Raw genomic sequence first — 21,550 nt, forward strand, 5'->3', positions numbered from 1 at the left:
TATTTTATCCTATTAGAAGGCATAAAATAGAAGTAAACAATGACAATATAGTGAAAACTTATAAGGACCTAAAGTATTTCTAGATAGGCAAACTTCTGCTAAGATAAGACTTATACAATTATAAGTATTGTCATAGTGAATAATGTAACAGTCTTTTCTACGAATGACTGATACACTAAAAACAGGTTCCTTAAAAATAATGGAGTTGAGATTAATGGAAAAAACCATTATTAAAGATAAATTAAATAGACCCTTGCATGACTTAAGGATTTCTGTAATCGATCGATGCAATTTCCGCTGCCAGTACTGTATGCCAGCAGACCAATTCGGGCCTGATTTTGAATTTCTTCCAAAAAGCGCTTTGCTGTCATATGAAGAGATTGAACGCCTTGCGAAAATATTTGTAAGTTTGGGAGTGGAAAAAATTCGTTTAACAGGAGGGGAGCCTCTTCTTCGGAAAGATTTACCTATTCTTGTTAAGAAATTATCCGCAATTGAGGATTTACATGATATCGGATTAACGACAAACGGTGTACTCTTGCCAAAATTGGCAAAAGAGTTAAAGAATGCCGGTCTTAAACGCGTTAATGTCAGCCTTGATACTTTAAATGATGAATTGTTTGGGGAAATTAACGGGCGCGGGGTAGCCACTGGACCTGTATTGGAGGGCATTGAAGCTGCCAAACAAGCTGGGCTTGGGGTCAAAATTAATATGGTTGTAAAGAAAGGCTTGAATGATACTGAAATCATTCCTATGGCAGAATATTGCAAAGAGAATGGACTGGAGTTGCGTTATATCGAATATATGGATGTTGGCTCTACAAATGGCTGGAAAATGGATGATGTCATTACTAAGAAACAGATTTATTATCTATTAAAAGAACGATTTGAGCTCGAGCCAGTAGACCCTGCCTATTATGGGGAAGTGGCGAAACTATATCGTTATAAAGATAAAGATGTGAATGTGGGATTCATTACTTCTGTGTCTGAATCTTTTTGCACAAGTTGTACACGATCTCGTTTATCAGCGAATGGTCAGATTTTTACATGTTTGTTTAATGGGAATGGGCATGATATTCGTAACTTTATGAGAAATGGTGCCACTGATGCAGAAATCCGGGAACGAGTAACTGCGATTTGGAATGCTCGAGATGATCGATATTCAGACGAAAGAACTGCCGAAACGTACAAAAATCGTAAAAAAATAGAAATGTCTTATATTGGCGGTTAAACTCTCTTCATCAGAAGAGAGTTTTTTCAAATGAAAAACAGCCTGGGATACAGGCTGTTTTTATCATTAAATATATCTAGGAAATAGAATGTTGTTTTCAAGATGTACATGCATAAAAGTTAATCCTTCTAATGCTTCTAAACGGGCATAAACAAGACGATACGTACCACAAGCATCCAAAGGAAGAGTAAAGTCAGATGTAACAGCACGAATTTTCCTTAAAATTTCTCCGGCATGGTCATGTTCTTTTTCTAATTCAACAATCATTTGAATAGCTTCTTCTCGGTTCTCAACCGTTCCATCGGCTAGCTGCTTAATTAAAGGAAATACAACAGCTTCCTCTTTTGCCATATGTTCCATCAATTCTTTTTTAAATTCATAAAAGAGTTCATTCACCTGTAATAATTCGGGGTGGTTATCACCGTGTACACGTGATACTTTTGTTACATACGGACTAAGCATCGTTAGTTCCTCTTCTGATACACGATGGTAATTGGAGATGACATGATTAATAATTGTAGTTGAATCAGAGTTAGTCCAAACTTCAACGTCTTTTTCGGCATTTTCATATGTTTCAAATACTTCTTTTAATTCCTCTAATAAAGTATCGAGATTAAGATTATTTTGAGAAACAGCAGTTGCTAGTGGAATGTTCCCTCCACAGCAAAAATCAATCCTGTTCTTTTTAAACACGTCACTTGTTTTTGGTAATTCATTTACAATATCTTTAACTAATGAATTTGCAGTAATAGTGAAACTCATCGTATATTCCTCCTTAAAAAAATCCTGTTGAGTAAATCTACGTTAATCATAATGTAAAAAAGCAAAAAATTAGGTGACCTAAATCACACATTCGATATGATTTACATTTTTATGTCTGAATTCCTTTGAATTGTGACATTTGATATGTTTCTAAGTTTCTAATAAGCTTATAATGAAGATTATTCAATGATAATGATACATATCAAAAATAAATATGGTTAAGGCAGGAGTTGATGATTTTGTTTGAAAGAAGAAAACCAATACCCGTTGGGGAAGCTGTCCAAAAAATTATGGAATACCAATTACCGGGTGTAACCGAACAGATTTCAATAAATGAAAGCTATGGCCGCTTTTTATCTGAGGATTTAATAGCGACAAGTGATGTTCCTCATTTTGATCGGGCTCCCTACGATGGATTTGCTGTCAGGTCTATCGATACCTGTGATGCCTCACAAACGAATATTGTTGAGTTTGAAGTTGTCGATCATATTGGTGCTGGCATGGTTTCAAAAAAAGTAATTGGTGCATTCCAAGCTGTAAGAATTATGACTGGAGCGATGATGCCTGAGGGTACAGATGCAGTGGTTATGTTCGAACTTACACAGGGGTACGAAAAGAATGGAATTCCCTATATGTCAATTAAACGCAGCTTTAAAAAAGGCGATAATGTTTCATTCAGTGGAGAGGATGCTAGGCAAGGAGAAATTTTGGTAAGAAAAGGGACGTTGATCAATCCAGGGATACAAGCCATGCTTGCGACATTTGGATATGACCGTGTAGCCGTAGCAAAAAAACCTCTTGTAGGTTTATTTGCCACAGGCACGGAATTATTAGAGGTGAACGAGCCCCTAGTTCCTGGGAAAATTCGAAACAGTAATTCCCATATGATTGCAGCGCAAATAGAAAGAGCAGGAGGGATTGTCCGCTATTTAGGCAAACTTCCGGATGAGTTTGAAACTTGCTTTGAAGCAGTGAAAAATGCATTAAACGATGTTGACTTGTTAATTACAACCGGCGGGGTTTCAGTGGGTGATTTTGATTATCTGCCTGCTATTTATGAAAAGCTTGGTGCGGAGGTTTTCTTTAATAAAGTTGCCATGCGGCCTGGAAGTGTGACGACGGTGGCACAGTATCATCGCAAACTTCTATTTGGGCTTTCGGGAAATCCATCAGCATGTTATGTAGGGTTCGAATTGTTTGCCCGTCCCATCATCCGAAGAATGCTATTTTCAGAAAAACCGCATCTTCGAATTGAAAAAGCTCTTTTAGAGGTGGATTTTCCTAAAGCAAATCCATTCACTAGGTTTGTTCGAAGTTCAACATTTATCGATGCGGGAAGACTTAAGACAACACCGAGTGGGCTGGACAAGTCTAACATCATTATGAGCCTTTCTGGAGCTAATTCCTTGATGATTCTTCCGGGCGGAACCAGAGGCTATGCTGCTGGCAGTGAAGTAGATGTCCTGCTGCTTGAAGATCAAGTTGGCAGTGAATGGCCTTGGTAACTCCTGTCATCTTTCAAGTGGTCGGGTATCAAAATAGTGGAAAGACAACAATCACTACAAAGTTGATTAATCTTTTAACAGAAAATGGGGTAAAAACAGTTACCATAAAGCACCACGGACATGGTGGCAGACCAGACTATCTACCTCTGAAAGATACAGAAAAACATGTAAAGGCAGGAGCAATTGCATCAATCGTCGAAGGAGATGGAAGTTTGCTCCTCCAAGCCGAGAACCATTATTATTCACTTGAAGACCAGATAGAATTGATGAAGTTTTTTCAGCCAGATGTGATTTTAATCGAAGGCTACAAACTAGAGGCTTTTCCAAAGTTGCTGTTATTAAGAGATGAAAATGACTTTTCTTTATTAAAAAGCGTTTCCAATATTACTGCTATTGTATACTGGAAAGATAAAATGGAAAAGGTAATCACGTTGAAAACCAATATTCCTTGTTTTCATATTGATGATAAAAGGGCGATAACTTGGACTTTTAAATTACTTCAAGAACTTGTACAAAAAATAGATCAAAATAGTTAAGAAAATGTCACAAAGAGAAGGCGATAGCCTTCTTTTTTTGGGAAATATGTGATGTGTTTCACATATTTTTTTACTTAGCTAGCTTATATTTAGGCTAGTTAGGATAAAGGAGTGAAAATAATGAAGTTATTTTTACCGAAACAACATGGTGCATGGGCAATGCTAATCATCCCTTTTTGGCTTGGTGTTATTAATGGAGGATTTATTTGGCAACATATCCCGTTTTTCATCGGCTGGCTCTTATTGTACTTGGCAACCTATCCGATGCTCCTTTTATGTAAAAGGAAAAAACTCACTTTTTATACTAAATGGACTCTTTTATACATGATTCCCTCGCTGCTATTTTTACTTTTTCCTTTGTTGGAAAGACCGACAATAATATATTTTGGCCTTCTGATGCTGCCGTTTTTTATAATTAATGCTATTTATACTTCAAAGAATCAAGACCGGGCGTTTATGAATGATCTCAGTGCGGTTTTTGCCTTTTCAATTGCCGGATTAGCAAGCAGTTTTTTAACAGATGGAGAAATAAATTTCGAGACACTTGTTTTCACCTTTTTAATATCGGTCCTATTTTTTGTTGGTTGTACCTTTTATGTAAAAACAATGATTAGGGAAAAGAAGAACACTCAATTTAAATGGATTTCATGGTTTTACCATATTGTGTTAGTCATTTCTTGCTTCGGTTTTGGTGTCTGGATTGTTGCCTTAGCATATATCCCTAGTTTACTAAGAGCGATTGTTTTTTACGGCAGGTCCTTATCCCCAAAACAAATTGGCATTTACGAAATCATTAATTCAGCAGTATTCTTTACGATATCAGCCATCCAACTAAGCATATTAACATAAAAAAATCGGTCAAATGACCAAAAAAGGCTATCGAAAAACCTTCGATAGCCTTTTTTGGGTACAATAATCTTTAATGTTGATTGACCCCTGTTGATTGGAGCGAAGCACCTGGAGTGGAAATCAACAGGCCCATTAGCATGGACAAAATCAAAAGAATTCCTAATCCACTTTACAGATTTCTATTGGACAGTCCTCACAATCGATTTCCCTTTTTAAATAGTCTAAATCATGAATGGTAATCATGCCCTTTTCAATGGATACAATTCCGTTCTTTCGTAAATCGCTTAACAAGCGATTGACAACTTCCCGTGAAGTACCGCAAAAATTAGCCAACTCTTGATTGGTAAGCGGCAGCTCGATTAGTATTCCTTTATTGGTCTTGATACCATAACTATTGGTAATTCGAATAAGTGTGGAGTACAAAGCCCCTTTTTTACCGTGAAGAACCAAATCACGGAACTTTGTTTGGGTCTTTCGGTATTGTTGGCTCATCCACTTAATGAACTCAAATGAAAGTGATTGGTTTTGTGATAGCCTTTCTTCAAGTGTGTCTTTCATAATAACGGCTACCTCTCCACTCTCAACGACACGAGCACTTAATAAATATCTGGAAGAAGGAGAGAATAAATTTAATTCACCGACAAAATCACCACTCGAGCACATTCTCAGAGTGAGCTCCCTTCCGTCAGGAATGATTTTGCTGATTTGAAGAATTCCACTTTGTACTATGTACAATTCATCAGCAGTAGATCCTTCTTGAAATAAAAAATTCCCTTTTTCAACTTTCTTTATATGGTGAACTGTATCAAAAAGATGGGACAGTGTTACCGGTATTTCTCTTACTGACTGCATACTCATAACCACCTTTAAAGGTACGAAAATTTGTCTAAAAAATTGACAGTCAAGGTTATATTTACAAGATAATACTATAATTATATTGTTAACAAAGAATAATTAGCAATAAATGAGTAATAAGTTCATACAATCGTCATAACTTCGTGCCGACTTTGTTTATTTCTTAGGAAATAATGTCGATTAGTATAGGAATTTGTAAGAAATGCCAATAATGACAGAGCCTGAAACGGAAATAATAACAATGTGAAGAAAAGGAGGGAAAAAGAATGGGTCAAAATCGCCAGTTTAAATCTGGAAGTAAAGCACCTAATAATGGTGTTTATATTGAAGTGGGAGATACGGGAAGCAATGTCAATAATCCGAAAAAGATCAAGTTAAAAGCAGGGGATGCCTTCCCAGAGACTTCCAATGATGAACGAGTTTGGACATATCAGAGAAAACCATAAATTTAATACAGAAAAGGTCATCCATTGGGTGGCTTTTTCTTTTGTGTAACTCTGGACTAAAGACTGTATTATCTAAACCGTGAAAATTTCCTTTTTAGACGGGATTGTTTTATAATAAAAATAAAGGTCAAACTTGGTCAAAGAGGGTGTTGAAAAATGGATATGAATCGAATGACAGAACGGTTACAGAAAGGAATGATGGATGCCCAATCGGTAGCGGTAAAGAAAAATCATCAAGAGATTGATGAACCTCATTTATTTATCTCGTTAATGGAGCATGAAGATAGCCTCATTTCTAGCATATTAGAGAGAGCGGGAGTATCTTCTGAAAGAACCAAAAAGAACCTTATGGAATCTCTGTCAAAAAAACCAGTGGTTACAGGCAGTGGTGTTGAACAAGGAAAACTATATATTACAGCAAGGCTGCAAAAGTTACTTGTAAAAGCTGAAGAATATATGCAAAAATTTTCAGATGAATATTTATCTGTCGAGCATATTCTGTTAGCTGCGGCTTATTCAGATGACACAGAAATACGAAAGATATTACGAGCTTTAGGAAAGCAGCCAGAGCATGTTTTACAAGCGATAAAAGATATAAGGGGGAATCAAAGAGTGACATCACAAAATCCCGAAGCAGGATACGATGCCTTAAAAAAATATGGACGGGATCTTGTTGCAGAAGTTAGAGAAGGAAAAGTGGATCCTGTTATTGGACGTGATTCTGAAATCCGAAATGTCATTAGGATATTATCAAGAAAAACAAAGAATAATCCGGTGTTAATCGGTGAACCTGGTGTAGGAAAAACAGCCATTGTAGAAGGGCTGGCACAAAGGATCGTTCGAAAAGATGTTCCAGAGGGTTTAAAGGATAAAACCATTTTTTCATTAGATATGAGTGCATTAATTGCTGGTGCTAAATTTAGGGGTGAGTTTGAAGAACGATTAAAGGCGGTATTAAATGAGGTTAAAAAGAGTGAAGGCAGGATCTTATTATTTATCGATGAAATTCATACGATTGTTGGCGCAGGGAAAACGGAAGGTGCAATGGATGCTGGAAATATGTTAAAACCGATGCTTGCACGTGGTGAACTTCATTGCATAGGAGCAACAACACTTGATGAACACCGAAAATATATTGAAAAAGATCCTGCACTTGAACGAAGATTTCAGCAGGTACTCGTCCAAGAACCAAACGTAGAAGATACTATTTCAATACTACGAGGCTTAAAAGAGCGTTATGAAGTACACCATGGTGTAAAAATCCATGATCATGCTTTGGTGGCAGCTGCAACATTATCAGATCGTTATATTACGGATCGGTTCTTGCCCGATAAAGCCATTGATCTTGTTGACGAAGCATGTGCTTTAATCCGGACTGAAATAGATTCCATGCCAACAGAATTGGATGAAGTAACACGAAGAATTATGCAATTAGAAATTGAAGAAGCAGCTTTAAGTAAAGAGGTGGATGAAGGAAGCAAGTTACGGCTCGAAGTTCTTCTTAAGGAACTTGCTGACCTAAAAGAGACAGCTAATGAAATGAAGGCAAAATGGCTGCAAGAGAAACAAAGTATTCAGAAATTGCAGGAGAAAAGGGAGAATTTAGAGAAACTTCGCAGGGAACTTCAACAAGCAGAGGATAAATATGATTTAAATCGTGCGGCAGAACTTCGGCATGGTCAAATTCCATTAGCAGAAAAAGAACTGAAGGAACTCGAAACCGCCTCAGTTAAGGATGAAAAATTACTTCGTGAAGAAGTAACAGGTGAAGAAATATCGAACATCGTATCTAGATGGACGGGAATTCCGCTTTCTAAACTAGTCGAAGGCGAAAGAGAGAAGCTGCTCCGATTAGAATTGATCCTTCATGAAAGAGTGATTGGTCAGAATGAAGCTGTAAATTTAGTGGCAGATGCGGTCCTAAGGGCTCGTGCTGGAATTAAAGACCCTAACCGGCCAATCGGATCATTTTTATTTTTAGGTCCAACTGGGGTTGGAAAAACGGAGTTAGCAAAAGCCCTTGCGGAGTCTTTATTCGACAGTGAAGAACATATAGTCCGGATTGATATGTCTGAGTATATGGAGAAGCATGCCGTTTCCCGCTTGATTGGTGCACCCCCTGGATATGTTGGCTATGAAGAAGGCGGACAATTAACGGAAGCAGTGAGGAGAAGACCATACTCGGTTATCTTAATGGATGAAATAGAAAAAGCCCATCCTGAGGTCTTTAATATTCTCCTTCAAGCGCTTGATGACGGAAGAATTACAGACTCGCAAGGGCGTGTAGTTGACTTTAAAAATACAGTGATAATTATGACATCAAATATTGGCTCACAATTTTTGCTAGAACGAAGTGAAAATGAAAGTGAAATCTCTGAAGTGGTAAGAGAAAAAGTGATGAGTCAATTGAGGGGGCATTTCCGACCAGAGTTTTTAAATCGCATAGACGAAACAATTCTCTTTAAGCCACTATCACTAGACGAGATAAAGAATATTGTTGCAAAAATGATGAGAGAATTGCAGAATCGTTTAAAACATCAACAAATAGATATTTTCATCAATGAGGAAGCTAAAGAATTTATTGCTGTAAATGGATTTGATCCAATATATGGTGCTAGACCGTTAAAACGTTTTATCCAAAGAAATATCGAGACAAAACTTGCTCGTGAAATAATTGCCGGAAAGTTACTTGATCAATCCAAAGTGGAGATAGGTATTAACAATGGAGAAATTTCATTAGCTGTTAAATCGTGATCCATTAAAAAAAGTCATCCGCTTGGATGACTTTTTTTAATGTTTGGAAACTGGCTCATTTGGAATCAATGCAGTTACTACGTAAATTAGAATAGTAACACCAACTGCAGCAACAGTACCAGTAACGAAATCATATTTTGCACCAGCAGTCATTGAGCTCACTACATATGTAAGCATTTGCACTAATAGAAATGACCAGAAAAGGGTCCAAAAAAATCGCATTATTCTTCACCTCTAACAACCTATTTTACATCTTTAATTATATTATCATATGATTCAGAAATGATAAAGCTAAACTTCCTTTCGTGGTAAGTTGTCCTTTCCGGCTTACCGTGCTCTTCTTCTTTTTTTTCCTGCTTGAATTCCATCTGTGCCGCGTATAAATAGGCAAAACCCCTTTCAACTTTAATATGCCGGCATACAATACTGTGAGGAAATATGGAAAAGGAGATTTAACGATGGAAAATCGTAATTTTCAGATGGATACCCAATGGAATATTATTCATTACCCAGAGAAGCCCACAGGATTTGGGATCTTAATACTTGGAGATGAAAGGCATTTTGTCGATGACTGTAAATGCTTTTGGACACAAAACGAAGGTAAGTTGGCAATTATCAACCAGCTAAAAGAAAAAGGGTACACCATTTTTTCCTCGAATCTTTATGGGCGAAACTGGGGAAGCGATAATGCTGTTGAACTCGCAGAGAGATTATATCAGCATGTAATCCGAAGCGAGATCCTTAATAACAAAATTCATGTTTTGGCAGAAGGTATGGGGGCATTGGTTGCTTTGAAACTAATGGAAAAGATGAAGCACAGGATTAGGTCGATTATTTTACTTAATCCGATTCTATCCTTAAAACATCATCTTGAACAAGAAAAGGAACATAAATTTTTTTATAAGAAGCTGCTGAGGGAATTATCATTAGCGCATCAAATGGAGCAGAACGTACTTGAAAACACATTTCTTAGCAGGGAAGAAAACATTAAACAACCATTTGACTGTCCAGTTAAAATAATCCATGTCTTGTCTGGGGCAAAATCTTATAACCAGTCCAATTTGTATCAACAACTAATTAGTGGGTCCGAGATAAATCCAACATTTATTCTTCCAGAGAAAAAACAACGACTAGCAATAATTATGATAAAGTTCTTCAACCGTCATGAATCGGTCTTATAAACTTCATCCTCCCCACAAGAAATAATTCCTTAACGATGCGCATAGGATTCATTAAGGTTAGTGTGGGGAGGAAAAATATATGGACAAGGCAATTCTTTTTGGTTTGTTTGACTTTGTGAATTTTCATATTTGCAAGAGTTTGTTAAATAAAGGGCTAGAGGTAACGGGTATTCATCCAGCAGAGACAGGTCAAATAGAATTTCTAGAAGAAAAAAGGCTTGAAGTAGGCCGAAATGCAAACTTAATAGAACAATCATTATCGGAGTGGGGGATTGACCAAGAAAAATCCACACCCAATACCAGTCTAATCATTTCAATATATGATCTTTTTATGAGCAAAAAAGAACAAATTTTAGAGGATGGAAATGTAACTAAGCAGATGGTTCAATATCTGGAGGGTAATAGGAATGAAGTTAACAATGTTCTTATTCTCCCTGTCCAAATTCTGACGAGTACATTTAGGGGTAAGGAAATAGAGGGATTCCTAGATTTAATAAAGGGAGTAGAAAATAATACGCAGTCTATTTACTTACCCGCAGTTTATGGCCCATGGCAATCGAATACTTTTTTATTTCAAAAAGTATTAAGTTCAAAATATCAAGAAATAGAGATTACAACTGATGAAAGAGAATGGTCCAATGATGTCCTTTTTATAAATGATGCGCTAGAGTCTATTGTAGATATTATTGAAACAGGAGAGCCAGGTAGTTTTGTGCTTGAAAGTGGCCAGAAGAATCAATGGTTGAGATGTGCTGATCATCTAAATATCGCCGAAAATCATCGGGCGAAAAATGGTTATGAATCATTGGATTTGAATTCTGACATTGTAAAAGTTTCCGTTAAAAAAGTAACTTCATTAAAAAAATCCATTCAGGAACAAAAGGATCATGTCCAGCGATTGTATGCAAATCAGTTGTAAAGTGTCCTGATTTTTGTATAGAATATGTTGGAAATAGGGATGATGAAAGATAGGATTCATTTCGCTAATTACATTTAGAAGGAGATAATATGATTAGTCAGGATAAATCTTTAGAATTTATGCAGATCGCGATGAAATACTTACCAGAGGCTAAAGAACAACTGGACAAGGCCGGTGTTGAATTATCAATGGATTTAATTCAGCCGTTTATGGATCTTTTTTCAAAGGTTATGCAAGAGGCATACGAACTTGGTTTAGCTGAGGGGCGTAAAGAAATGTAAAAAGAAATAAGCTCTCGGACGCGGGAGCTTATTTCTTTTTCAATATTTGCCTTAAACAGTTGCTTAAAATGGACTTTATTTGATAAAATTAGGACCAAGTCATAATAATTGATATTAAACAATAGGATATATAATGTTGTCATAAATAAAGGAGATGGACCGTATGAGAGCAGGGATTGTAGGTATCGGTAGGTATTTACCAGAGAAAATTGTCACCAATAAGGATTTAGAAAAAATTATGGATACATCTGATGAATGGATTCGTACAATGACAGGAATTGAAGAGAGGAGAATCGCAGCCGACGATGTTAACACTTCAGACATGGCATTTGAAGCTGCCCAAAAGGCGATTCAAGATGCGGGGATCACTGCCGAAGAGATTGATTTAATATTGGTAGCTACGGTAACTCCAGACACTCCGTTTCCTTCGGTTGCATGCAGAATTCAAGAAAGATTGGGAGCAAAGAAGGCTGCAGCAATGGATGTAAGTGCAGCTTGTGCTGGTTTTATGTACGGTATTGTGACGGGTAAACAATTCGTTGAAACTGAAGTTTATAAATATGTACTTGTCGTTGGAGTGGAAAAACTTTCGAAAATTACAGATTGGTCTGACCGCAATACGGCAGTATTATTTGGGGACGGTGCTGGAGCGACAATTATCGGCCCTGTTTCGGAAGACCGTGGAATTCTATCCTTCGAACTTGGAGCTGATGGGACAGGATCTAAGCATCTGTACCAGGATGAATATATTATTATGAACGGTAGAGAAGTTTTCAAATTTGCTGTTAGGCAAATGGGGGAAAGCTGTATTAATGTTCTCGAAAAAGCAGGTTTATCAAAAGATGATGTCGATTTCCTCATTCCTCATCAGGCAAATATTCGAATTATGGAAGCGTCTAGACAAAGATTAGAATTACCAGTTGAAAAAATGTCAAAAACCATTAATAAATACGGTAACACTTCTGCAGCGTCGATTCCCATTTCTATTGTAGAAGATTTGGAAGAGGGAAGAATTAAGGATGATGACATTATTGTCATGGTAGGTTTCGGTGGAGGCCTAACTTGGGGTGCAATTGCAATCAAATGGGGAAGATAAAGAACAGTATGAACAAAAAGATAAGAAATGAAGGAGATAGATAATATGGAAAAGCGCAGGGTTGTAGTAACAGGCATAGGTGCAGTAACGCCGCTTGGAAATGATGCCGAAACTACTTGGAAAAATATTTTAGAAGGTCAATCTGGGGTTGGGCCGCTGACAAGAGTTAATGCTGATGAATATCCGGCAAAAGTTGCTGCTGAATCCACTGATTTTAATCCTGAGGAATTTATGGATAGAAAAGATGCACGTAAAATGGATCGTTTTACACAATTTGCGGTTGCGTCGGCATTAATGGCAGTGAAAGATGCTAATTTAACAATTAACGAAGAAAACTCCCATCGTGTAGGAGTATGGATTGGTTCTGGAATTGGCGGAATGGAAACCTTTGAACAGCAATTTGAAATATTTCAAAACAGAGGATACAAGCGTGTTAGTCCATTTTTTGTTCCAATGTTAATTCCAGATATGGCAACAGGACAAGTTTCCATTACATTAGGTGCGAGAGGCTTCAATTCATGTACAGTAACCGCCTGTGCAACTGGAACAAATTCGATTGGTGACGCCTTTAAAGTCATTCAACGCGGTGATGCAGATGCTATGGTTACAGGCGGAGCGGAAGCACCGATTACAAAAATGTCGGTCGCAGGCTTCTGTGCAAATACTGCTTTGTCCACCAATCCAGACCCAAAAACAGCTAGTAGACCATTCGATAAAAATCGTGATGGATTTGTCATTGGCGAAGGTGCAGGAATTATTGTCTTAGAAGAACTTGAACATGCCTTAGCGCGAGGTGCCAAGATCTATGCTGAAATTGTTGGCTATGGTGCAACTGGGGATGCCTACCATATTACGGCACCGGCACCAGGTGGTGAAGGCGGCGCCCGTGCTATGAAAATGGCCATTAATGATAGCGGATTAAATCCGGATGAAATTGACTATGTTAACGCCCATGGGACTAGTACAGAATATAATGACAAGTTTGAAACTCTTGCTGTTAAAGAGGTTTTCGGTGAGCATGCTTATAAATTAGCGATTAGTTCAACAAAATCGATGACAGGGCATCTTCTGGGTGCGGCTGGCGGTGTAGAAGCAATTTTTTCGGTATTAGCGATAAGAGACAGTATGCTTCCACCTACCATTAACTATGAAACACCAGATCCAGAATGTGATTTAGATTATGTACCAAATAAAGCACGTCAAAAGGAAATTAAAGCAGCAATGAGTAATTCATTAGGTTTTGGCGGACACAACGCTACGATTGTATTTAAAAAATACGAATAAACACCTACGAACGACCAGACAAATATTTCTGGTCGTTTTTTTACCATTTTATCTATGAACCTCTTTCGATTACCTTCATAAACTGTTCAGAAGAGGCTAGGTAAATGGGGTGTAAAAATGGGAATCATTCGAACAGATTATTGGATAGAAGAGGAGTTTGACAGACCTTTAAAGTTGTGTGAAAAACTAGAGCCATTCTTTGTAAAGCAAACGCCAAAGGAAATATACAATCAATTATTGAATTTTGGTATGTACCGTCCCTCTAGATCTGCTCGGATTATTATTGACCGAATGAAAGAACAAAAGGCATGGGCTCAAGTGGAACAACTCTTTAATCACTATAAAGAGAAATGGAATGGTCCTGACATACCAGTATTTCTTTTTCCCGTAGCACAAGCAGGCGGTTTCTTTCTTAAGGAAGTTAAAAGTAAAGCTGGTGTCTCGTTTCCTGATAAAATGTTTCTTTTTCTCTCGCATTTTGAGAATCCTAAAGAAATAGAGGCACTAATGGTCCATGAATATCATCACGTCTGCAGGCTAAGTAAGTTGAATAAAAGAATGGAAGACTATACCTTGCTTGATTCGATAATTATAGAAGGACTTGCTGAATATGCCGTTTTAAAAAATTGTGGTTCGGAATATTTAGCCACATGGTGCCGTATGTATAATAAAAAAGAGTTACTAAAATTTTGGGATAAATATATAAAAAAACAACTAGGTACGAAGAAAAATGAAAGAGGACATGATGAATTACTATACGGAGGGGGAAGACTGCCAAGACTTCTCGGTTACTCTTTTGGATATGATATTGTTGAACACTTTTACAAAACCAATCATTATTCTACGAAACTATCTTTTTCCATCCCCGCAATAAAGTACCTAGAACACTATAAGAATGACATCGTAAAAAGCCAATAAAGCTAGACTTAAAAAAATAGACTGACATATATTATATAAAATTCAAATAAATCTTGTAATTGTAACAATTCTGTAATAAAATTTCAAGTAAATAGTTTGAATAAACAGAATAATTTAAAAAGTTAGTAGGTGTACTATGAGCACAAAAAGATCGTTGCAAAAAGAGGCACCATTGCTCGAGGTGAAAAACTTAGAGACGGCATTTGATATTGACGGAACTGATTATAATGCAGTAGATAATGTTTCATTTAATGTTAAGCCAGGTCAAGTTGTTGGAATTGTTGGAGAGTCCGGTTGTGGCAAATCCGTTATGAGTCTCTCAATAATGAAGCTTTTGCCTAAGGGGAGCGGAAAAATAAAAACAGGTGAGGTTATTTTTGATGGAATAAATCTTGAGAAAATGACCGAATCTCAAATCAATAAAATTCGAGGGAAAGACGTCTCGATGATTTTCCAAGAGCCCATGACTTCATTAAATCCAGTTTTTACAATAGGCTATCAATTACAGGAAGTCCTTTTTAATCACTTGAAAATTTCGAAGCAAGAAGCCAGGCTAAAATCAATTGCCTTATTAAAAAGTGTCGGAATCTCACGACCTGAAAAACTGGTTGATGAGTATCCACATCAACTATCCGGCGGGATGAGACAAAGAGTGATGATCGCAATTGCTATAGCTTGTCAGCCTAAATTATTAATTGCTGATGAACCAACGACTGCACTGGATGTTACTGTTCAAGCTCAGATATTAGAACTTCTTCAAGAAATTCAGGCAGTAAATGACATGTCTATCATTTTAATAACCCATGACTTAGGCGTGATTGCTGAAATGTGTGATGAAGTTATGGTGATGTATGCCGGAAGGATTGTTGAACGTACGGATGTTGATACGCTTTTCCATAATCCCAAACATCCATATACTAGTCTACTATTGGGGGCTATCCCAAAAATGGATGGACAAGATGAACGGTTAAGTTCGATAAAGGGTATCGTACCCTCGCTTATTAATATGCCAAAAGTGGGCTGCCGTTTTGCAAATCGATGTCCAAAAGCAATGCCTGAATGCATGACAAATACCCCTTTACTTGAAGAGGTAGAACATGGCCACGAAGTTGCATGTTTACTCTTTGAAACAAGTAAACCAATTGAAGGGGTGAGATCATGAAGACTGTTTCAGTACATAAACAGAATGACCATTCTCCCATGAAGTCAGAGAATCTATTAGAGATTAAGAATCTTAAAACCTATTATCCTGTTAAAGGCGGATTTTTAAAACGCACGATTGGAAATGTAAAAGCAGTGGATAATATCTCTTTTGAGATTAAAAAAGGGGAAACGCTTGGGCTAGTTGGTGAATCTGGATGCGGTAAATCAACTGCAGGCAGAACAATCCTTCGACTATTAAAACCAACAGAGGGTCAAATTCTTTTTAATGGTAAAGACATTACCAAAGTATCAGGCAAATCACTTCGCGAGATTCGAAAGGATATGCAAATGGTGTTTCAGGACCCTTATGCTTCTTTGAATCCGATGCAAATGGTTGGGGACATTATAGCTGAGCCTATTTATAACTTTTCTAAAAAAAGTAAGGATGTATTAAAACAGGAAGTCATGGATTTGTTAAATAAAGTAGGATTACCGCCAGATGCCTATTACAAGTATGCACATGAATTTTCTGGGGGCCAGCGTCAAAGAATCGGAATTGCTAGAGCGTTAGCATTAAAGCCGAAATTAATTATTGCCGACGAACCTGTTTCAGCACTCGACGTCTCAGTCCAATCTCAGGTTTTAAATTTGTTAAAAGACTTGCAGGAAGAATTTAATCTTACCTTTCTTTTTATAGCACATGATTTAAGTGTTGTTAAACACATGAGTGATCGAATTGGTGTTATGTATCTAGGTAATATGGTCGAGGTTGCGGATATAGAAGATTTATATGCTGTACCTCTCCACCCATATACACAAGCATTAATTTCAGCAATTCCATCTCCTGATCCCAGGGTGAAAAAAGAGCGGATTATCTTAAAAGGTGATGTGCCGAGCCCAATTAATCCTCCAACAGGATGCCGATTTCATCCCCGCTGCCCCATGGCAATGGAGCAATGTTCTAAAATTTTGCCGGTATTAAAGGAGGTGAAGCCCTCTCATCGAGTTGCTTGCCACCTTTACTAGAAAAGCGAATGCACATGTACGCTTTCACTAGACAGTAACGAAAGGAAAAATAAAAACTATAGGGGGGTAAACAAATGAAGAAGAGAAGTATGCTTATGCTAGCCGCATTAATGCTGGTTCTATCCGCATTTTTAGCGGCCTGCAGCGGCGGAGAAAAAACAGGGACAAGCAAAAACGAAGATGATGGTAAGACTGGCGAAACGGCCGGAAAACCACAAGATGGCGGGACACTAGTTTATGCACTAGATTCCGCACCAGAGGGTAAATTTAACTATTCTTTTTATGGTAATGCATCTGATCAGTATGTCATTGATTTCTTTGATGAAAACCTAATTGATTATGACGAGAATTTAAAAGCACAGCCTCATATCGCCTCATGGAAAACAACAGACAATAAAGTTTTTGATTTCGAAATCAAGCAAGGTGTAAAGTGGCACAATGGCGATGAGTTATCAGTGAAAGACTGGGAATTTGCATTGAAAGTTATCGCCGACAAGGATTATGATGGTCCACGTTTTGATAACGTAAGAAACATTGTAGGTGCACAAGATTATCATGACGGCAAAGCGAAAGAAATCGCTGGTATCAAAGTAGTGGATGATTACCACATCCAAATTACTTTTGATAAAGCTCGTGTAAACAACTTGGATAATCTTTGGACATACCCGATGAACCGTACGGAATTTAAAGGACTTGCAGTAAAAGATATGATGGCATCCGCACAAGTTCGGACCAAGCCAGTTGGTTTAGGACCATTTAAAGTAACGAAAGTAATTCCAGGTGAATCCATAGAAATGGAACGATTTGATGATTACTTTGGCGGCAAACCACATATCGAAAAAGTAGTTATTAAAGTGATTGATCCTTCACTTTCTGTTGGAGAACTTAAAAACGGGACGCTTGATATGACTTCTTTTCATCCTAGTATTATTGATCAAGTCAAAGCACTCGATAATGTAAATGCTGTTACCTATCCAGGCGTAAGCTACTACTATGTTGGTTTCAGATTAGGTACCTGGGATGGCGAGAAAAACATCATGAACGAACCTAAATACCAAGAGAAGAAGCTTCGTGAAGCAATGTATTATGCAATCAATCGAGAGGAATGGGTTAAGGCGTTCTTCTTTGGTGTAGGTAAGCCAGTCAACCGTCCAATACCTACAAACCATTGGATTGCAGCCCCTAATGAAGATTTAGAGCAATACAAATATGATCCGGAAAAAGCTAAAGCATTATTAGATGAAGCGGGATACAAAGATATTGATGGCGATGGCTTCCGTGAAGATCCAAATGGGAAGAAATTTGTTGTTAATTTCAGCCACTATGCAACGGATAACCCTACATTTGAATCGCGCGCTAAGGCAATGACTCAATATTGGGAAGCAGTTGGTTTGAAAACGAAATTAACAATGACAGATGTAAACCTTTATTATGAAATGCTTGATAAAGCTGATAAATCAATGGAAGTATTCTTCGGTGGCTGGTCAACTGGGTCAGACCCAGATCCGACTCCACTTTGGGGATCGAAAGCAGTTTGGAACTACCCACGCTGGGTAAATGCTGATAGTGATAAATTGCTAGATCAAGCACTTGATATCAATATTGTAGGAACAGATAACGATAAACGTAAGGATCTTTATGTCCAATGGCAAAAGCTATTCATGCAAGATCTACCAGCATTACCAATTGCTGAACTAGAAGAAACAATGGCAGTCAGCAAGCGAGTGCAGGACGTTAAATTTGATGTATCTGGTATGAATCGTCCAAACGAATGGTGGATTAAGCAATAGGTTCTGCTAAAAAATACTAACACAATATTAATCTTCAAATGGGAGAAGGCGTACTTCTCCCATTTGAATAACCTGGTATTGGATTTACACAGAGTGTGTACCAAAGCTTAATAGACAAGGAGAATGCACATGCTGAAATATGCATTTCGAAGAATATTGGGAATGATTCCAATGTTACTCCTTACCTCCATTGTAGTATTTACATTGGCAAAATTAATGCCTGGAGATTCACTAAGTGGAGAAATAGATCCTAGAAATACGAATCCTGAGTATATCGCAGAAATGCGAGAGAAATTGGGGTATAATGACCCGCTGCCCCAGCAGTATTTCCGTTGGATTAGTGGATTCGTTGAGGGGGATTTTGGAAAGTCAACACGTTTCAAAATAGAGGTATCCGAGGTTATTGGTGAGCGGCTCCCTAACACAATACTTTTAGGTTTTTCATCCATATTAATAACCTATATTCTCGCATTTATAATGGGCTCCTATGCAGGACGAAAGCCTTATACTCTGACTGATAATCTAATTGGAGGATTAAACTACATAGGATTGGCCATCCCATCCTTTATTGCTGGGGTATTCGCTATCTTCTTCTTTTCCTTTACGCTAGGCTGGTTTCCATCCAATGGTTCAGTCGATATTAGTGTGACCGAAGGAACCATTGAATGGTGGTTAAGCCGTTTACATCATGTCTTTCTGCCTGCGGTCGTACTAGGATTATTAAGTACAGCTAGTTATACCCAATTTTTACGTAACGATATTATCGAAAATAGCCGTAAGGACTATGTCCGCACAGCACGTGCAAAGGGTACGCCGGAACGAAAGATTTATAATGTTCATATTTTAAGAAACTCAATTATTCCACTTATAACATTTTTAGGATTTGATATCGTCGCCATTATTAGTGGTGCCATTATTACTGAGACAATTTTTACTTATCCTGGTTTAGGACAACTATTCCTACAGTCTGTAGGGACGAGGGATTATCCAGTATTATTGACATTGACAATGTTATTCTCATTCTTAACATTAATCGGCAATTTAATAGCGGATGTCTTATATGGTGTTGTAGATCCGAGAATTAGGCTAGATTAAGGGGGAGGAAAAGATGCAAATAGCAACGCAAAATGAGAAAAATATGTTAGTAACACCCCCGAAAAAAAGTTTATCTCCTTTTGCAATAGCACGAAAGAAATTTGTGAAAAATAAATTGGCAATGATTAGCCTTTTCTTTTTACTGCTTGTTACGATTGTTTCAATCCTCGCACCCTATATCACTACGGCAGATATAACTAGAATCAACATTGGGCAAATGTCGTTAGAGCCAAGTAGTGAACATTGGCTGGGAACAGATAAATCTGGACGCGATGTTTTTACAAGATTGCTTTATGGCGGACGTATCTCTTTGTTAGTAGGGATTAGTTGTACATTTTTTGTTATTATACTGGGAACTTTAATCGGCTCAATCTCAGGGTATTTCGGCGGAGCGGTTGATAGCTTATTAATGAGATTTACCGATTTTATCTTAAACTTTCCATTCCTTGTATTTGTCATTGTTCTAAATGCTATCCTTTTTGGAAAAGTTAACGGATTGTGGGTATTAATTGGAACAATAAGCTTGCTAAGTTGGGGGGGGATTGCCCGGATTGTCCGCAGTAAGATTCTCGCCGAAAAAGAAAATGAATACATTACAGCAGCCATTTCTATAGGTTGTTCACCAACAAAAGTTATTGTGAAACATCTTCTTCCCAACATTTTATCTACTATTATTGTTCAAGCAACGATTACATTTGCAACGATGATTGTTGCTGAAACAGGTTTAAGTTTTCTTGGCTTTGGTGTACCGCAAGAAATTCCGAGTTGGGGAAATATGTTGAATTCAGCTAATGAGCCTGATGTTCTTCAATTCAAACTTTGGATTTGGGTACCGCCAGCATTAATAATCACAATAACCATTTTATCTATTAACTTTATCGGTGAAGGTCTAAAGGATGCCTTTAATCCAAAATCTAAACGTTAAAGATCTACCATTACCTGGTGGATTTTTTTTGTGGCATTTTAAAGTTCATTGTTGATTGCAGTTCATAAATGTAATTGGAGCAAAATATATATAAAGGAATAATTTAACTAAGGTCTGCCCATACTGATTTACAAACAGTTTCTTGAAGTGAGGGGTTGTACAATGTTGTATCTTCATGATGTATGGGTGAATTGGTTTGAAGGGGAAGAAAACGGTTACAATGTATGCCATTTCCATGAATGGCGTAAGGATGATGGCGTGGAGTTATTAGACCAAGTGCCATTGATGAAAGTTGAACCGATTTTGTTTAATTACATTGAAAATGATTTGTCAGAATTACCTCAACAGCTCTTAGATGATATCTTTCAGAAAGCATATTTGAGGAAGAATCATGAAAGAGTTCAACTTGACTATTGTTTTGTAGTTACAGATGGAATTGGTATATTAGCCATTGATACCATTGGCTATAATATTCCAATCCGTAAAAGCCGATTAATTCCAAGACAAGAGCAGTTAGTTTACGAAATGATAAGTCAACATGAGGCTAATAAATACCACTTTTATGAGCAGCCAAAATCAAAAGACTATCACATTCTCTCACCTGAGCCGGAATTAATGAGAGGTTTAACAAGAAAAGAACGTCAATTAAAACAACTATTATTTATGGCACTAGACCAACTACTCTCATCGAGTAATGAGGCAGAAGTTAGGTATTGGTACACTGAATGGTGTCCGGAAAATTATTCAACGATTCAAGCTTTAAATTTTGAAGCCGCATGGGAACAGTTATTTGAGGAAACAAAGTATGGATGGTCGAAGAGGCATGAAACATTTTGTGAAAATCTAATAAAAGGACAGCCGTTTTTTGAAAAACTTTGGGAAATGGAACACGGTCCAAAAGTAAATTAAAAGCCTGACCCAACAGATATGCTACACATATCTGTTGGGATTCAG

The 21,550-nt window shown here is 37.4% G+C and carries 21 protein-coding genes; 18 read left to right on the plus strand and 3 right to left on the minus strand.

Going from position 1 to position 21,550, the window contains the following annotated elements; genetic code table 11:
- The first annotated feature begins 214 nt into the window (after positions 1-214).
- Complete coding sequence (gene moaA / locus AC4QJR_RS07125; protein ID WP_496525759.1) at positions 215-1,231, plus strand: GTP 3',8-cyclase MoaA; 1,017 nt, start codon at positions 215-217, stop codon at positions 1,229-1,231.
- Between the two features lie 66 nt (positions 1,232-1,297).
- On the opposite strand, the gene ric is transcribed toward moaA, so the two are convergent.
- Positions 1,298-1,993, minus strand: a complete 696-nt coding sequence (gene ric / locus AC4QJR_RS07130; protein WP_375376082.1) for an iron-sulfur cluster repair di-iron protein — start codon at positions 1,991-1,993, stop codon at positions 1,298-1,300.
- 239 nt (positions 1,994-2,232) lie between these two features.
- Between ric and AC4QJR_RS07135 the strand changes: the two genes are divergently transcribed.
- The 3 genes from AC4QJR_RS07135 to AC4QJR_RS07145 all read left to right on the plus strand — a co-directional run bounded on the left by AC4QJR_RS07135 (position 2,233) and on the right by AC4QJR_RS07145 (position 4,883).
- Entirely contained in the window at positions 2,233-3,498 is a 1,266-nt protein-coding gene (locus AC4QJR_RS07135; protein WP_496525760.1) for a molybdopterin molybdotransferase MoeA, read from the plus strand.
- Positions 3,486-4,034, plus strand: coding sequence for a molybdopterin-guanine dinucleotide biosynthesis protein B (mobB, locus tag AC4QJR_RS07140; protein WP_496525761.1), 549 nt, complete (start codon positions 3,486-3,488; stop codon positions 4,032-4,034). Before AC4QJR_RS07135 ends, mobB begins: the two co-directional genes overlap by 13 nt.
- Before the next feature lie 120 nt (positions 4,035-4,154).
- Entirely contained in the window at positions 4,155-4,883 is a 729-nt protein-coding gene (locus AC4QJR_RS07145) for a YwiC-like family protein (protein WP_496525762.1), read from the plus strand.
- Between the two features lie 159 nt (positions 4,884-5,042).
- On the opposite strand, the gene AC4QJR_RS07150 is transcribed toward AC4QJR_RS07145, so the two are convergent.
- Positions 5,043-5,735, minus strand: coding sequence for a Crp/Fnr family transcriptional regulator (locus tag AC4QJR_RS07150; protein WP_098572435.1), 693 nt, complete (start codon positions 5,733-5,735; stop codon positions 5,043-5,045).
- Between the two features lie 269 nt (positions 5,736-6,004).
- Between AC4QJR_RS07150 and AC4QJR_RS07155 the strand changes: the two genes are divergently transcribed.
- Positions 6,005-6,184, plus strand: a complete 180-nt coding sequence (locus tag AC4QJR_RS07155; RefSeq protein ID WP_026566122.1) for a YjzC family protein — start codon at positions 6,005-6,007, stop codon at positions 6,182-6,184.
- A gap of 156 nt (positions 6,185-6,340) precedes the next feature.
- Positions 6,341-8,938 (plus strand): ATP-dependent chaperone ClpB, encoded by a 2,598-nt coding sequence (gene clpB, locus AC4QJR_RS07160; RefSeq protein WP_496525763.1) that lies wholly within the window; start codon positions 6,341-6,343, stop codon positions 8,936-8,938.
- A gap of 36 nt (positions 8,939-8,974) precedes the next feature.
- Here the strand turns inward: clpB and AC4QJR_RS07165 are convergent, their stop codons facing one another.
- Positions 8,975-9,160: a YjzD family protein gene (locus AC4QJR_RS07165; RefSeq protein ID WP_026566124.1), complete on the minus strand. Its 186-nt coding sequence runs from the start codon at positions 9,158-9,160 to the stop codon at positions 8,975-8,977.
- 236 nt (positions 9,161-9,396) lie between these two features.
- Between AC4QJR_RS07165 and AC4QJR_RS07170 the strand changes: the two genes are divergently transcribed.
- The 12 genes from AC4QJR_RS07170 to AC4QJR_RS07225 all read left to right on the plus strand — a co-directional run bounded on the left by AC4QJR_RS07170 (position 9,397) and on the right by AC4QJR_RS07225 (position 21,505).
- Entirely contained in the window at positions 9,397-10,119 is a 723-nt protein-coding gene (locus AC4QJR_RS07170) for a hydrolase (protein ID WP_496525764.1), read from the plus strand.
- A 79-nt stretch (positions 10,120-10,198) separates the two neighbouring features.
- The gene (locus AC4QJR_RS07175; RefSeq protein ID WP_496525765.1) at positions 10,199-11,038 is read left to right on the plus strand and encodes a hypothetical protein; all 840 of its coding nucleotides are present in this window, start codon (positions 10,199-10,201) and stop codon (positions 11,036-11,038) included.
- A gap of 92 nt (positions 11,039-11,130) precedes the next feature.
- A complete protein-coding gene (locus AC4QJR_RS07180; protein ID WP_218936504.1) occupies positions 11,131-11,319 on the plus strand; it encodes a ComZ family protein in 189 nt (62 codons plus the stop codon).
- A 163-nt stretch (positions 11,320-11,482) separates the two neighbouring features.
- The gene (locus AC4QJR_RS07185; protein WP_098572440.1) at positions 11,483-12,415 is read left to right on the plus strand and encodes a beta-ketoacyl-ACP synthase III; all 933 of its coding nucleotides are present in this window, start codon (positions 11,483-11,485) and stop codon (positions 12,413-12,415) included.
- Positions 12,416-12,460: 45 nt separating this feature from the next.
- Positions 12,461-13,699 carry a beta-ketoacyl-ACP synthase II gene (fabF, locus tag AC4QJR_RS07190; protein ID WP_098572441.1) on the plus strand — a complete coding sequence of 413 codons (1,239 nt, stop codon included), beginning with the start codon at positions 12,461-12,463 and terminating at the stop codon, positions 13,697-13,699.
- A 117-nt stretch (positions 13,700-13,816) separates the two neighbouring features.
- Positions 13,817-14,617 (plus strand): DUF2268 domain-containing putative Zn-dependent protease, encoded by an 801-nt coding sequence (locus AC4QJR_RS07195; RefSeq protein ID WP_496525766.1) that lies wholly within the window; start codon positions 13,817-13,819, stop codon positions 14,615-14,617.
- 136 nt (positions 14,618-14,753) lie between these two features.
- The gene (locus AC4QJR_RS07200; RefSeq protein ID WP_496525767.1) at positions 14,754-15,779 is read left to right on the plus strand and encodes an ABC transporter ATP-binding protein; all 1,026 of its coding nucleotides are present in this window, start codon (positions 14,754-14,756) and stop codon (positions 15,777-15,779) included.
- Complete coding sequence (locus AC4QJR_RS07205) at positions 15,776-16,786, plus strand: ABC transporter ATP-binding protein (RefSeq protein ID WP_496525768.1); 1,011 nt, start codon at positions 15,776-15,778, stop codon at positions 16,784-16,786. Before AC4QJR_RS07200 ends, AC4QJR_RS07205 begins: the two co-directional genes overlap by 4 nt.
- Before the next feature lie 74 nt (positions 16,787-16,860).
- The gene (gene opp4A / locus AC4QJR_RS07210) at positions 16,861-18,576 is read left to right on the plus strand and encodes an oligopeptide ABC transporter substrate-binding protein (protein ID WP_098572444.1); all 1,716 of its coding nucleotides are present in this window, start codon (positions 16,861-16,863) and stop codon (positions 18,574-18,576) included.
- Positions 18,577-18,705: 129 nt separating this feature from the next.
- A complete protein-coding gene (gene opp4B / locus AC4QJR_RS07215) occupies positions 18,706-19,671 on the plus strand; it encodes an oligopeptide ABC transporter permease (protein ID WP_098572445.1) in 966 nt (321 codons plus the stop codon).
- A gap of 13 nt (positions 19,672-19,684) precedes the next feature.
- Positions 19,685-20,596, plus strand: coding sequence for an oligopeptide ABC transporter permease (gene opp4C / locus AC4QJR_RS07220; RefSeq protein ID WP_375376095.1), 912 nt, complete (start codon positions 19,685-19,687; stop codon positions 20,594-20,596).
- A 162-nt stretch (positions 20,597-20,758) separates the two neighbouring features.
- Positions 20,759-21,505, plus strand: a complete 747-nt coding sequence (locus AC4QJR_RS07225) for a YjbA family protein (RefSeq protein ID WP_098572447.1) — start codon at positions 20,759-20,761, stop codon at positions 21,503-21,505.
- The last annotated feature ends 45 nt before the right edge of the window (positions 21,506-21,550 follow it).

This window comes from Neobacillus sp. BP17, from assembly GCF_059579525.1.

Excerpts from the sequence above, each read along its gene's own strand:
- moaA (WP_496525759.1), top strand. The coding sequence starts at position 215 with ATGGAAAAAACCATTATTAAAGATAAATTAAATAGACCCTTGCATGAC.
- ric (WP_375376082.1), bottom strand. The coding sequence starts at position 1,993 with ATGAGTTTCACTATTACTGCAAATTCATTAGTTAAAGATATTGTAAAT.
- mobB (WP_496525761.1), top strand. The coding sequence starts at position 3,486 with ATGGCCTTGGTAACTCCTGTCATCTTTCAAGTGGTCGGGTATCAAAAT.
- AC4QJR_RS07145 (WP_496525762.1), top strand. The coding sequence starts at position 4,155 with ATGAAGTTATTTTTACCGAAACAACATGGTGCATGGGCAATGCTAATC.
- AC4QJR_RS07150 (WP_098572435.1), bottom strand. The coding sequence starts at position 5,735 with ATGCAGTCAGTAAGAGAAATACCGGTAACACTGTCCCATCTTTTTGAT.
- AC4QJR_RS07155 (WP_026566122.1), top strand. The coding sequence starts at position 6,005 with ATGGGTCAAAATCGCCAGTTTAAATCTGGAAGTAAAGCACCTAATAAT.
- clpB (WP_496525763.1), top strand. The coding sequence starts at position 6,341 with ATGGATATGAATCGAATGACAGAACGGTTACAGAAAGGAATGATGGAT.
- AC4QJR_RS07165 (WP_026566124.1), bottom strand. The coding sequence starts at position 9,160 with ATGCGATTTTTTTGGACCCTTTTCTGGTCATTTCTATTAGTGCAAATG.
- AC4QJR_RS07170 (WP_496525764.1), top strand. The coding sequence starts at position 9,397 with ATGGAAAATCGTAATTTTCAGATGGATACCCAATGGAATATTATTCAT.
- AC4QJR_RS07175 (WP_496525765.1), top strand. The coding sequence starts at position 10,199 with ATGGACAAGGCAATTCTTTTTGGTTTGTTTGACTTTGTGAATTTTCAT.
- AC4QJR_RS07185 (WP_098572440.1), top strand. The coding sequence starts at position 11,483 with ATGAGAGCAGGGATTGTAGGTATCGGTAGGTATTTACCAGAGAAAATT.
- fabF (WP_098572441.1), top strand. The coding sequence starts at position 12,461 with ATGGAAAAGCGCAGGGTTGTAGTAACAGGCATAGGTGCAGTAACGCCG.
- AC4QJR_RS07195 (WP_496525766.1), top strand. The coding sequence starts at position 13,817 with ATGGGAATCATTCGAACAGATTATTGGATAGAAGAGGAGTTTGACAGA.
- AC4QJR_RS07200 (WP_496525767.1), top strand. The coding sequence starts at position 14,754 with ATGAGCACAAAAAGATCGTTGCAAAAAGAGGCACCATTGCTCGAGGTG.
- AC4QJR_RS07205 (WP_496525768.1), top strand. The coding sequence starts at position 15,776 with ATGAAGACTGTTTCAGTACATAAACAGAATGACCATTCTCCCATGAAG.
- opp4A (WP_098572444.1), top strand. The coding sequence starts at position 16,861 with ATGAAGAAGAGAAGTATGCTTATGCTAGCCGCATTAATGCTGGTTCTA.
- opp4B (WP_098572445.1), top strand. The coding sequence starts at position 18,706 with ATGCTGAAATATGCATTTCGAAGAATATTGGGAATGATTCCAATGTTA.
- opp4C (WP_375376095.1), top strand. The coding sequence starts at position 19,685 with ATGCAAATAGCAACGCAAAATGAGAAAAATATGTTAGTAACACCCCCG.
- AC4QJR_RS07225 (WP_098572447.1), top strand. The coding sequence starts at position 20,759 with ATGTTGTATCTTCATGATGTATGGGTGAATTGGTTTGAAGGGGAAGAA.